This is a genomic window from Novosphingobium sp. GW835-FHT14H07, from assembly GCF_058793515.1.
This window is the reverse complement of sequence record NZ_JBXAFX010000023.1, coordinates 50,641-62,995: the sequence shown is the minus strand read 5'-3', so window position 1 is coordinate 62,995 and position 12,355 is coordinate 50,641. Positions and strand designations below refer to the sequence as shown.

General features: G+C 61.1%; 11 protein-coding genes and 1 pseudogene. 4 read left to right on the top strand and 8 right to left on the bottom strand.

All coding sequences use genetic code 11. The features are described 5' to 3' along the window. Positions 1-47: 47 nt before the first annotated feature. The 4 genes and pseudogenes from AC1Q5P_RS17155 to AC1Q5P_RS17140 all read right to left on the bottom strand — a co-directional run. Positions 48-698 (bottom strand): annotated as a pseudogene (locus tag AC1Q5P_RS17155) (ParB/RepB/Spo0J family partition protein); the annotation flags it as partial. A 226-nt stretch (positions 699-924) separates the two neighbouring features. Further along, on the bottom strand, positions 925-1,380 hold the full coding sequence (locus AC1Q5P_RS17150; protein WP_226019581.1) for a ubiquitination-like system serine protease family protein: 456 nt from the start codon (positions 1,378-1,380) through the stop codon (positions 925-927). Beyond that, positions 1,380-2,564, bottom strand: a complete 1,185-nt coding sequence (locus tag AC1Q5P_RS17145; RefSeq protein WP_226019582.1) for a ThiF family adenylyltransferase — start codon at positions 2,562-2,564, stop codon at positions 1,380-1,382. The genes AC1Q5P_RS17150 and AC1Q5P_RS17145 overlap by 1 nt, the downstream gene beginning before the upstream one ends. Further along, complete coding sequence (locus AC1Q5P_RS17140; RefSeq protein WP_226019583.1) at positions 2,539-3,198, bottom strand: multiubiquitin domain-containing protein; 660 nt, start codon at positions 3,196-3,198, stop codon at positions 2,539-2,541. The genes AC1Q5P_RS17145 and AC1Q5P_RS17140 overlap by 26 nt, the downstream gene beginning before the upstream one ends. Positions 3,199-3,337: 139 nt before the next feature. Between AC1Q5P_RS17140 and AC1Q5P_RS17135 the strand changes: the two genes are divergently transcribed. Then, a complete protein-coding gene (locus AC1Q5P_RS17135) occupies positions 3,338-3,727 on the top strand; it encodes an MbcA/ParS/Xre antitoxin family protein (protein WP_226019584.1) in 390 nt (129 codons plus the stop codon). After that, complete coding sequence (locus AC1Q5P_RS17130; RefSeq protein WP_226019585.1) at positions 3,717-4,424, top strand: RES family NAD+ phosphorylase; 708 nt, start codon at positions 3,717-3,719, stop codon at positions 4,422-4,424. Before AC1Q5P_RS17135 ends, AC1Q5P_RS17130 begins: the two co-directional genes overlap by 11 nt. A gap of 93 nt (positions 4,425-4,517) precedes the next feature. Here the strand turns inward: AC1Q5P_RS17130 and AC1Q5P_RS17125 are convergent, their stop codons facing one another. From AC1Q5P_RS17125 to AC1Q5P_RS17110, 4 genes are all read right to left on the bottom strand, one after another. Continuing rightward, on the bottom strand, positions 4,518-5,249 hold the full coding sequence (locus tag AC1Q5P_RS17125; protein WP_421886534.1) for an RES family NAD+ phosphorylase: 732 nt from the start codon (positions 5,247-5,249) through the stop codon (positions 4,518-4,520). Beyond that, on the bottom strand, positions 5,246-5,659 hold the full coding sequence (locus AC1Q5P_RS17120) for an MbcA/ParS/Xre antitoxin family protein (RefSeq protein ID WP_226019587.1): 414 nt from the start codon (positions 5,657-5,659) through the stop codon (positions 5,246-5,248). The genes AC1Q5P_RS17125 and AC1Q5P_RS17120 overlap by 4 nt, the downstream gene beginning before the upstream one ends. 53 nt (positions 5,660-5,712) lie before the next feature. Continuing rightward, positions 5,713-9,954, bottom strand: a complete 4,242-nt coding sequence (locus AC1Q5P_RS17115; RefSeq protein WP_226019588.1) for a strawberry notch-like NTP hydrolase domain-containing protein — start codon at positions 9,952-9,954, stop codon at positions 5,713-5,715. 74 nt (positions 9,955-10,028) lie between these two features. Next, positions 10,029-10,838, bottom strand: coding sequence for a DUF7146 domain-containing protein (locus AC1Q5P_RS17110; RefSeq protein WP_492519594.1), 810 nt, complete (start codon positions 10,836-10,838; stop codon positions 10,029-10,031). 270 nt (positions 10,839-11,108) lie between these two features. On the opposite strand from AC1Q5P_RS17110, the gene AC1Q5P_RS17105 reads away from it, so the two are divergent. Together AC1Q5P_RS17105 and AC1Q5P_RS17100 are read left to right on the top strand one after the other, a co-directional pair. Next, positions 11,109-11,666, top strand: a complete 558-nt coding sequence (locus tag AC1Q5P_RS17105) for a lytic transglycosylase domain-containing protein (RefSeq protein ID WP_370631727.1) — start codon at positions 11,109-11,111, stop codon at positions 11,664-11,666. A gap of 60 nt (positions 11,667-11,726) precedes the next feature. Next, positions 11,727-12,308, top strand: a complete 582-nt coding sequence (locus AC1Q5P_RS17100; RefSeq protein ID WP_226019591.1) for a thermonuclease family protein — start codon at positions 11,727-11,729, stop codon at positions 12,306-12,308. Positions 12,309-12,355: the final 47 nt, after the last annotated feature.

Sequence of the window (12,355 nt, the reverse complement as noted above, 5' to 3'; positions counted from 1 at the left end):
GTGACACTATCCCCAACGTCACCGCTGACACATCACCATCAATGTCGCTGACCAGTCACCGACGATGTCGCGCTACAGCCCCGGACGGTCCCCGAGAGAACCATGCGTCGGATGCTGTCGGGATTGGGCGCATAGTAGGCCGAGGAAACCTGTTCGAAGACGCGAGCCTGGATCTCCTGGTCCGAGGTCGCACCGAAGGCCTTGGCGATGTCGAGAGTGATTTGACCGGATGCAAGGGCCTCGAACACAACCGGCGCAAGCGTCGCGAGACGCAGACGGCCCTCGACGAAGCGGACCGTCAGGCCGAAGCGGCGCGCAACATCCTCGACAGTTGCACCGCTTGAGACGAGCGCCGCAAAAGCCTGGGCTTCGTCCGCTGGGTTCATGGCGAGGCGGTGGAAGTTTTCTGCCAAGCTGGTCTCGACCGCGGCTTCGGTACTGTCTTCGAGGACGAGGCAGGTAACTTCGTGATCGCGGTCGAGGATCTTTTCGTCTGCGAGTTCAAGCATGGCGCGGCGGCGGCGCTCGCCGGCTTCCACCTCAAACTTGCCCTTGGCGGCAGGCTTGACGATGAGATTCTGCAGCAGACCAAAGGCTGCGATACTGGCCTTAAGCTCACCATCTGCAGTCGGATCGCTGTGACGACGAACATTACGGGGCGACTGAACGAGTTTGTTCAGCGGGATCGACTTGATCATGGGACACACTCCTGATTGTGAGCCCGGCGCATCGACCATCGACGCCCAAATGGCTCAATCAGGGCAAAGCCCACTCTTCTCTGGTGCATCCGCAGCAAATTGCCCGATGGCTTCGGTCAAACGCGATTGAGCAGAGATGCGGACACTCCAGGAGAATGGGTTGCTGAGCTGACTTGATCGCGGCAGTTGGATTGCAGCCACGAAAGCCGCGGTACGGACTTCCCTATCATCCGAAAAGTTTGCGCCAGACATCCACGATCCAATCAAGCGTGCGTTTGACCAATGCGTTCGCGAACGGCTGCCCCGGTTTGGGTGCCGGTATGCGCGAAGGCAACGGTTTTGGAGCAGGGGGCCGCTTGAGCCTCCGGTCTCGCTCCCGCCCTGCCTCGATCGCACCGCGAGACATCTTTCCTGCCCAGAGAATTTCGCCCTGCTTGATCACATAATGTGAAGCGCAAGCGAAGTCGTGATTGCCGATCGAAGGCCAGATCGATGCAGCATCCCCTTCTATCGTCAGTCGATACTCGGTACGAACGAGGGGTGTGGACACTTCTTCCCCGCACCCGCATGCGCAATTATGCAACGCGACGCGGCATTCCTCCGAGACATACAGGATGCCGTCTTCGAGAATCTCGGGTATTTCATCCACGAAGACGGTTTTGAGCCTGTCGACCCGGGCCATTATGCGGCCCTATTCGAGATGTTGTTGCCCTCGATCATGTAGACCGAGTTCACCTCGTTCCGCTCGTCGCGAAAATAGTTCGACCAGCGCTTCCATCGCATGATCGCCATGATGGCGTTGAGCGAATTGACAGCGGCGATCTGAATATCTGTCCGGTAAAGGTCGTCCTCCTCCTTGTCATCGCCCAACGGCAGCAACCGTTCGACTTCGGACCAGGCCATGCCGGGGCGGATGAAGGTTGCTCGGGCGCAGCCATCAAGACAATCCTCTTCCAGGCCTACTCCGATCCCGGTATCGACGAAGGGGATCTCCAGCCGAAGCAATCCCTCGGCTATCTCGCGGCGTGAAGACCCCTTATCGACGCAGACGAATACGAAATCGAAGCCTGCCAGCTCGTCCACATTAGCCGCTGTCACCCGAACAGGATGCGCGGTGATGCCCGTGTGCATCCGGGCATAGACCTGTGCGTAATAGTCGACCTTGTAGGGGAAACCCTTGAGCAGTTCCGGCTCCGGTGAGCCAGGCGACCGGAACAGATTGTGGTTCAAGAGCTGGTCGCCATCATAAAGATGGATTTCGGTAACCCAGGTCTTCGCCAGCAGATCGAGCAGAAACGATCCGGTTCCGCCAAGACCGATGATCGCGACCCGTCCCTTCAGCTTGCGGTTCACGCCGCCAATTCGATAGCGGGCCGAGGCGGAATCGGGAATGGCGAACGGGCTATCGTCATTGGCGATCATCGCCTTGGCATGGGTCCGGGCGTTGGCGGTCCGATCGAGAGACCGGGCAGCGCCGCCGATCAGTCGCTCATAGGCGACCACCTTGTCATAGATATTTTCGTACCGGTGGGTGACCTCGGGCTTGGACGAGAGATAGTGATCCACGTCCATCTCGCCGCAGCGCTGTTTCTGGGAATTGTTGATGATGTTCCCCATGGGGGCGCCGTTGCGATGGCACGGCGTCCCCCCTGCGAAATACATCGTGTGATCGCCTTGCGGCGTTGCCGTGAGGCCCGTGCCGTCTAGCGACAGGGCGCAGGTGAGCACGCCCCTTGCCAAATTTCCGTCAACCGTGACGTGCGGAATACTCCGCACGATCAAGTGGCTGTTGCGCACCTCGATCTCGAAGCCCTCCTCAACGAGGCGCTTGAGATGGGGATCACGACTTATCAGAGCGGCGGACATTGAAGACCATCCCTTTCTTCACCTGAATGGTCTCGCCTTCGACGAGATCGCCCTCGGCGCCATGGACACCGTGGAGATAGGTGATCGTGTAGTTGAAGTTCTCAAAGTCAGGGTTGGGGTAAGCGATCGCCGCGATCTCGCGGTAGCTGTGCGGGCGCTTTTCCACGCTCCGGGGCCGCCCGTTGACCTTAATGGTTACCGTCTTGGGTTCACGGCTGCGGATCCGCTCGACCCCGGCGCCATCCAGCGTCACCTCCCCATCGCTGGGGATGACGGCATCGCCAGCGCTGTCGAGGATGAGCTCAAGCTCTTCGTCGATCTTGCCATAGCGATAGATGTCGGCGGCGAGGATCGTCGGGGAACCCCATTCCCAGCCCCGCTCATTGACGGTGAAGTTGTAGGTGCGGTCGCCGGCGAATGAGAGAAAGACCGCGATCTCGCCGGTTGCGAACTTGACCTCCTCCTCGATGCTGATCGAACGGGCGAGGCCGCCTTCGATCTGGATCAGAACGAAATCGCTGGCAGGTTCAAGCCCCGCAATCTCGCGGATCTGGCTACCGTCCAGAAACTTGTCTCCGGTGCCATGAAGGACACCGTTGACGCTAAACTGAAATTTGTCGTGGCCCTTGGCCATAACGGTGCTCCATATTCTGCCGACTCTTGATCCCGAATCCACCATGGACTAGGATCAGCATCGAGTCCCGATGCGGACTATCTACATCGGGACTGATTTGCGTTTCAAGTCCAAATCTGGATGAGAGGGAGAATTATGCGTGGTTAAGCTCGAACCCACCGCCCAATCGGGCGAGGGGAGGCCCGCGATTCCAGCGGCAATGGAGGCATTCCAAGGGCTGGCGGAATTATGGCAGCTGTCGACCGAGGACCAGTTGCTACTGCTCGGGTCACCCGGCCGATCGACCTTTTTCAAATGGAAGAAGGATGGCGGATCGCTCCCGCGCGACACGGTCGAACGCGTTTCCCACCTACTGGCGATTCATAAAGCGCTCGAGATTCTGTTGCCCGACACTCGCGCTGCCGATGGTTGGATTCGCCGGCACAATGCCCAGTTCAACGGGCAAAGTGCCCTTGATGTCATGCGCGGCGGTCAGGTGATGGATATCTATCGCGTGAGACAATATGTGGATGCGCAACGTGGCGGATGAATTCATTGCGGTAGATATCGAGCAGCCCTTCTTCACGCTCATTCCATCGCGTTTCCCCACCATCGACGTGTTCGCCCGTGTGGCAAATGATCGCAGCGAAGCGCTGGCCGAGATTGAATCGCTGACCAATCCGCGCTTGCGCGAACGGAATCGTCTGATGAACGGGGCGAAAGTCGTGGATGGAAATGGTCCGCTTCTGCAAAACTGGAACCACGCGCCATTCACCTACCCGAACCCGGACGGCACGCGTTTCTTCGACGCGGATCGCCCCGCGCTCGAGCTGGCCGCGGATATGCAAACGGCATTGGCCATCTCGATCCGAAAGCGCGAGACGTTCCTCAGCAAGACTGGTGAAGCGCCGATTGGCCTGGAAATGCGCGAACTCTCGCGGCAGGTGAAGGGACGATTTGTCGATGGGCGTGACTGGGATCCCGAGCTTGATCTTACAGAACGGCGTCGGCGCGGTCTTCTGATTGCGGAAGCGGGCTTCGATGGTCTGCTTTTCAGGCCTGCCGAGCGACCATCAGGCCTCTGCGTGAGCGTGCTTAGAGGCGACGTGCTGGAGCGCGCCGTTCAACGCGATCATTTCAAGTTCGTTTGGGATGGCAGTCGCGTCCGCACGGTTTACTCGTTTGCCTCCGACGTCCAATATTCCCCGGAAGATCTGTGCGGGATAGACCAAGTTCTTGCCGCTTAGTGATGAAGCTATGACCCGGCCCTCTGAACCGATGTCCAGTTTGGAAGGCCTATCCGGCTTCCTTGGACGCCTGCTCTTAATCGGCAATTGCTGTCAGTCATTGCTAGGCAGGTCGACGATACGGAAAACAGCCCCTGATCCGGCATCACGCACGAGGTCGACGCGCGCGCCATCCCAGTGGTAGTCAAGGTGCCGCCCCTGGAGAGGATTTGACGCGCAGTCCGGGTAGAAGAGCGCGACGCATTCCCCGCCGGTGTGCCGGATGCTCGGGTAGGCAATGCCGTTTGATCCCGCGGCCTTGAGGTGCCGCGCGACCGCTTGGGATGCGGCATAGCTGTGGGGATCGAGCGCCGGAACCGGCTCCCCCGCCAGAGTTCGGAGATCATGCAAGTCAGCATCGACTGACATGACGATCTCCCGGAACTGCGAGGTCCAGCCAGGTGCTTCCTTCGTCCGGGCCATGAAGCGGGCATGGTGGTGGATCGTCTCGAACAGTGCGGTCTCGAACCGGTCGCCCAAGTAGAGCACGCCGTAACTGCCATCGGTAAAGCGGCTTGGCCGATCCGTGCTGACGTGGGTGAACGGCGCCATGAGGTAGGACGCGCCATTACCGCCGACGCGGCGTTCGACCGGAATTAGGTCGAGATTGCCAATAGTCGCCATGATGCGCGGATTGGTCTTCTGCTCTGCCGAGATCAGCAGCGGCCAGTCGGCTGGATCTGCGATGTCTTCGAACAGGTCGATCGGCGGAAAGGCGCTGCGGATGATCCTGACAGCGCCCTTCCACTCAACTCGAGAAACGGGGATATCCGCCGTTTCGTTCACCAGCCACCACGCTCGGCGTCGAGGTAGCGACGCACCCGCATGATATCGGTGAGTTCGCCCCCGAGCATCGCGTCGAGCGCACTGGATCCGCCAAACGCATCGTTGGCCGACCTGATCCAGGCATAGCTGCGGGTTGCCTCCGAGAAGATGATCCGAAGCGCCTTATGAATGCCCATCAGGTTGGACAGCCGAGCGCGGCCATCGCGCGAAACGCGCCCGGGGCCTTCGGCTTTCCAGCGGCGATAGGATCGCACCGGCATGTCGAGCAGCGTTGCCGCCTGCTCGTCGGTCAGCTCCCATTTGCCGAACAGATTGAGGACTGCCCGAAACATGGCAGCTGCTTCGTCCTGGGTAATCGGATCGGCACGGAATGCGGTAACGGCAGTATCAACGGGTTGCAGGGCCAGCATGGCAAATCTCCATATGGCATCATATACGTCAATCAATGCCATCTGGCAATGATCTATGTGGATGATGCCAATCTGGCAATCACGTTCGCCGCGCCCTCGATCGGCACGAACAGCCGCGTCTGGTAGCGGATGATTTCCGTAAAGCAGCCTTGGGCCTTGTACCAGTCGAGGTGAGCCGCACTCCATCCGGTAAGTTCAATTCGCTGTGAGCTATTGACCAGGCTCCGCTTGACCATGAGCTGCTCGCGGCCAGTGAATTCCATCGGTCGACCGGTCGCGAGAACGGCCTGTACGATGTCGTCGGCGGAGAGCGATTGCTCGCGTTCCAGACCCAGCGCTCGGCACAGTTCCGGAACGCAATGGACCGGAACCTCCCGGCCGAGGAGCGACCGACCATCCGCCGCCGATATGCGACTGACCCTCACGAAATCCGAAGGAAGCTTGTCCCAGACCGGCAGCAGAAGGCCCGTCGCAAGATAGAGGCGCTCGCGCTTGTGGTTGGTCCGCGCTTCCTCGACTTCGGCTGCCCAGGCTTCGCGGAAAGCATCGACGGAGATTCCCTCCCAGCTGCTCTCAGCCAGCTGATCCTCGGTGATGTGGCTGCGTTTCAGCGGGCGCAGCAATTCGAAGCGGGCCACGCGCGTGCCGTCATCGGCAAGAATGCTGCGGGCGGGCACGAGCAAGGCAACGCGGCCTGAGCGGGCATTCCGAACAGGCCGCTGCCGTGGCACAGCAAGGCCGTGGAGTTCCTCGAGCCGCTTCAGTGTAAGCGGCTTCAAAGCTCTGGCAATTTCCAGTTCCAGCAGATGGGTGGTCGCGCCCGACGCCGGATCCGTGCGCAGCAGCGTGTCCGACAGGACCGTGAAGTCCTCGACCGCGATGGTCTCAAGGCCGAGATCGAGCGTGCCGGCCTGACGCGCGGCATCAATCCGCGCCTCGACCAGCCCCATGAACTCGTCAAAGATCGCGTTCTGCAGGGCAATCGGTAACGCGAGGATGCGATTGAGCCAGCGCTGGATCGACGGAAGATCATCGACCATCGACCCGTCGGGTGCTTCAATCCTGAGGCCGGTCAGCTCTTGGAAGCACCCTAACGAGACCGCTTCGAGCTTGCCGGTGAACAAGAGGCCGAACCAGCGGTGGAGCGCTTCCTTGGCGTAGATGCTCTCGAGATTGTCGGCCGGATCGAACAGGTTCTGACCGCCGGTCTGGCGCTGCCCGCGCGTCAATGCACCGAGGCCGTCGAGGCGCCGCGCGATCGTCGAGATGAAGCGCCGCTCGCCGCGCACATCGGTCGTTACCGGTCTGAACAGCGGCGCCGATGCCTGATTGGTGCGATTGGTCCGCCCCAAACCCTGAATCGCGGCGTCAGCGCGCCAGCCCGGTTCGAGCAGGAAGTGCACGCGGCGGGCCTGGTTCCTGGCGGCGAGATCGGCATGGTAGCTGCGCCCCGTTCCTCCGGCATCGGAAAAGACGAGGATGCGCTTGGTGCCGTCCATGAAAGCCTGGGTTTCGGCGACGTTGGCGCGAGGCGAACGGGATTGGAGCTTCTGACGACCATCGCGGCCGACGATGAGCCGGCGCGTCCGGCCAGTCACTTCCGCCACCTGCTCGACGCCGAAGCTTTCGATAATAGCATCAAGTGCTGTCGCGATCGGCGGCAAGGCGCAGAGCTGCTCTATCATCCGGTCGCGCGCGGCCAGTGCTGATCGGCAGAGCACCGGCGCGCCGTGCTCGTCGCTCATCGGCTCGGAGCGGGGATTGCCGTTTTCGTCGGTGAAGACCGCCATCAGCCGGACAGGAAAGCTTTTGGCGAGGTAGTCGATCACATATTCGCGCGGGGACAGATCGATCTCAAGCGCTTCGCGTTCCTCTTCCGAGAGGTCGGCAAGCCGACGATTGAGCATGGCTTCTGCGGTCGAGACCAGCTGGACGACTGCGGCGTTTCCATCGGCAATCGCCGCGTCGATGGCTGGTAACAGACTGGGCAGCTTCATCGACAGAAGCAGCTGCGCGAAGAAGCGCTGCTTGGTTCCTTCGAAGATGGACAGCGCTGCGGATTTGGCGCCCGAGTTGAGCGTCCCGCCGGTTTCGCTATCGACGATCCTCGTGGCCTCCAGCGCTTCGCGCAGGTTGGCGTGGATGATCGCCCAGGCTTCAGCGTAGGCATCATAGACCGCGATCTGATCCTCGGTCAGGCGATGCTCGAGGATCTCGTATTCGACGCCGGCGAAGGACAATGCTCGCGCGGTGTAGAGGCCGAGCGACTTGAGGTCCCGGGCGACCAGCTCCATTGCTGCTATCCCGCCGTCACGAACGTCGGCCACGAAGGCCTCGCGATTGGCGAAGGCGGTCTCAGGTCCCCAAAGGCCAAGACGCGTCGCGTAGGCCAAATTGTTGACGTCGGACGCGCCGGTTGCCGAAGCGTAGAGCACCCGTGAGCGGGGCAAGAGGTTCTGCAGGCGCACGCCAGCGATACCCTGCTCAGAACCCTTTACCTTGCCCCGCGATCCTTCGCCGCCAGAAGCATTGGCCATGGCGTGCGCCTCGTCGAATACGATGACGCCGTCGAAGTCGTCCCCAGCCCAGGCGAGGATCTGGTCGAGGCGAGTCGCATCGTTTCGGCCCGAGCGCAGGGTCGGGTAGGTCACGAAGAGAATTCCCTCGCGCATGGCGATGGGCGTGCCGAGTTTCCAGGACGCAAGCGGCTGGATGTCGATCGGCAGGCCGCCAAGCGCAGCCCAGTCGCGCCGGGCATCTTCCAGTAGAGCCTCGTTCTTCGAGACCCAGATATGGCGTCGTTCCCCGCGCACCCAGCGATCGAGGATGACGCTCGCAACCTGGCGGCCCTTGCCGGCGCCCGTTCCATCACCAAGGAAATAGCCCTGCCGGTACGTTTGGCCTTCCGCAGATGCCTTGAGCGAACAACCCTTGTCCTCGGGCTCGAACCGGCCGGGAAGATCGCGCGCATGGGCGCTTGCCGCGTAGATCAGAGTCTCTGCCTGGGCAGCCGACAGCAGCCCTTTGGCAACCAGACCATTGGGCAGCTGCGGCACAGCTTCGGGCATCGGTGCGGCGATCGACCCCATGGCAACAGACTCGACGAGCTGCGTCGGATGCTCGGCCGCGCCATTGATCACAATCCTGCTCGGGCGATAGGGCAGATAGTGGCCGACCTGAGGGGCAAGCGGCGCAGGGGTTTCGAGCGACTGGTAGGTGAGCGACCCGATGGCGGAGGCTGGAGGCGTGATCCTGGCTGGTGTCGGCAGCGGCCTGCGCGGCACCGCCACCAGGCGAAACGGCGCACGAGCCGGAAGGCTCGATTGCTCGGTAACAGCCTCCAAGCTGGCGCGAGCCGGCAAAGCATCGACAAAATCGACCAGCTGGCGAAAGTCGTTTGTGCGGATAGTGACCGCCTCCGAGGAGCCTTCCACCTTGTCGAAGACCAACAGCCGCGTGGTGATGCCGGTGCCCTGCCTGACGAACGCGCGTTCGACGGCGGCATTGAGCCGCAGCGAGATCGGTCCCTTCAGCCCCGCCAGGCACTTCGCGCAGTCGAACCATTCAGGCATGATCGCGACAAGCCGCCCCCCGGACGCCAGACGGTTCCAGGCCGACCGCAGATGGCGCGAGCCAGTGCGACTATCGTGCCCTCGCTCAATGCCGTGGGAATAGGGAGGGTTCATCAAGACGACGCTCGGGATGATGGCTGGATCGAGCAGTTCGTCGATCAGCTCAGCGTCATGGCCGGTCACTCGGGCCGCACGGAACAAGGCGCTCAGGCAGTCGCGGCGAAGCGGCGAGATTTCGTTGAGAGCAAGGCGCGAGCCAGCCTTGGCCGCCCAGACCGCGAGCATTCCGGTTCCGGCCGAGGGTTCCAGGACGAGCTCGCCCGTGGCCAGGGCACACGCCCGGGCGGCAAGCCAGGCAATGCCCGGCGGTGTTGCGAACTGCTGCCATTCGATCTGCTCGTCGCTGCGATTGGTCTGGGTCGGCAGCACGGATTCCAACGCCGTAAACATCCGGTCGGCGTCGGCTGCCGAAGCGGCAAGGTCGATCTGTGGGGTGGCCTGCAGGAATTCAGTCTGAGCCAATTCCAAGGCGATATGCGCATCGCGCACCGACCAGCGCCCATCTGCGTCTGTGCCGCCGAAATGATCGGTCAGAAGCGTATGCAGTTGCCGACGCGTGATCGGTTCGCCGGATGCTAGGTTTGCAGCGATGGTGCGAGCAGCTAGCAGAACTAGCGGTTCAGATGGTGGGGGAAGCAAGAGAGCGGGAACAGAGCTGAGCATTTGGAACCTCCTGACGAAGCCCAGTCCACTGGCCGGGCTTCATCAGGCCAAAAGCCTTCTCCCCTCTCTTCACGTCAGGACTTGGACCGCAGCCACGCTTGCAAGGCGTCGTTCCAGTCTTTCCCGTGACCGCGCGGGCGACGCGTGACGATCGTTCGGTTCTCACAGGCGTAGGCGCTGCGCGCGCGTTCCTCGGCAATGTCGCCGCCTGCATCATGGTCGACGAACAGATGCAATTCGCTCACGCTTTCCGGGATCGACACGAGGCCAAAACGCTCATTGCCGAGCGAGGCCCAGCAAGGGATCTGGGTCAAGGCCTTGGCAGCGAGCGCGCTCTCGATACCTTCGGCAAGGCCGAGCCGCCCGTCGATAGGTTCGAAGAGGCGAACTGCGCCTGATGCCAAGCTCCCGAGTGCGCGCTTTGGGTTGGCGAAAGGTGGCACCGCGGGCCTCAGCGGGTTGAGAAACGTGCGGTGAATTCCGACCAGCCCATGATCCATCGTCACTGCCGCGATCAGAGCAGGCAAGTATTGCGTGTTCCCCTTCGGTCCGAGCGGGGTATGAGGGTGAAATCTGAGCGCGCGAGAGACGGCGCGGATGCCGCGGGCCTGGAGATAGGTTTTGGCGGGAGTACCGTCGATTGGCGTTGCTTCACGCCAAATTCGCTCTGCAAACGCATTGTATGCTGGCTTGCAGACATTGGCACTTGGCTCGACTTCGACCTTCCCAGCAAAGAAGCTCCCCGGCGAAACACCTCGAGCGGCAAGTGCAGTCAGCACCTGATGCTGGCTGCAGCCCGCGAAACAGTGAAAGAGGATCGCGCGTCGTCCCAAAGTTACGCTGAGCGAGGGCGTTCGATCATCGTGGGAGGGACATCGCGCCATGCCCTTGCAGCCGGACCAATACCCTCCCAGCTCCTCGCAAAGCTGCTTTGCTGCTGAAGCAAGGGACAAGCTGGGAGGACTGGATAACGCGTGGGACATGCGGGGCTCCTCAAGCTCTAAATACCGCCCCCTTGCGAGCGACCTCTCCTCCCTATCGCGCGCGTAATAGCACTTTCCTACACCTCTTTGTTCACCATACGTTCCGATTCGATTCGAGGCAATGCGACGAGATGGATGATGATCAGATTTGGAAGGATAGGGATGATCCTTATGAGCGTTTCCGCGGTGCAGGTTTCAGCCCAAGCAGACACGCCATCCTTCGCGATATTCGAACATCGACCGACCCCTGTAGAGCCTGAGGCTGTCAAGCCGGCCATCCCGGCACACGGTGAGATGAACTTGAGTCTGCGCAAGGCGGCGCTCGCGCCCTCGTTCCGCGAGGTGATCTATTTGGCGAATGTGCGGGAGGCAGAGCTTCGATATGGCCTACCCACTGGCTTGCTGCAGGCGTTGATCTGGACTGAATCGCGCTTCAATCCGATGGCGATCAGCCCCGCTGGCGCGGCGGGGCTGGCGCAGCTGATGCCAGGCACGGCTCGCTACCTCGGCATCACGAACCGGCATGATCCTGTTGCGAGCATTGATGGCGGGGCACGCTACTTGCGCGAGATGCTGGACAAGTTTGGGCAGATACATCTCGCCCTCGCTGCCTATAATGCTGGACCTGGAGCGGTTTCGCGAGCTGGTGGCATTCCCAGAAACAGCGAGACGCCCGACTATGTCCGCAGCGTGCTCGAACGATGGCAAGCAATTGGCTCGCGCATATGAAAGGCGTTCGTCTATGGATAAATGAAGAAGCGATTGCTTGAGTAGGGAAGGCCAAGTTTGATGGCTCGAAAAGAAGGTCGAGGCACAAAGGATGACAACGTCGTTCGCTTCGATTTCCGGGACAAACTGAAGAAGCAGCACGACAAGCGTCGGCGCAAGGATTGGATGTTTGGTCTAGGCGCATTCTCGATCGTCGTCGCTGCCGGGATGTTGGCATTGAGTTGGCCCGTGTCCGGTCTGACCTCGACCGCCCCGTCAGAACTCCCGCCTAAACTTTCGCTGATGGCCGGAAGCGCCTCACCGCGCTTCGAGCTTTGCGGAGTTACACGTCGGACCTGCGTCGTTGATGGAGATACCTTCTGGCTTGAGGGTGAGAAGATCAGGATCGCAGACATCGACACCCCCGAGATCAGCGAGCCCAAGTGCGATTCTGAGTATCAGCTTGGTATGAAGGCGACTTACCGGCTTCGCGACCTTTTGAACGAAGGCACTTTCGAGGTCAGGCCGATTGGAAACCGCGATGAAGACCGATTTGGACGTAAGCTTCGGGTCGTTGTTCGGGGCGGCCAATCACTTGGGGATCAGCTTGTGCGTGAGGGGCTGGCTCGCACATGGACCGGGCGTCGGGAACCGTGGTGCTGACAGTGACCGTGCCACTGACCGGTCAACATTTGTTGCAGGATTGATCG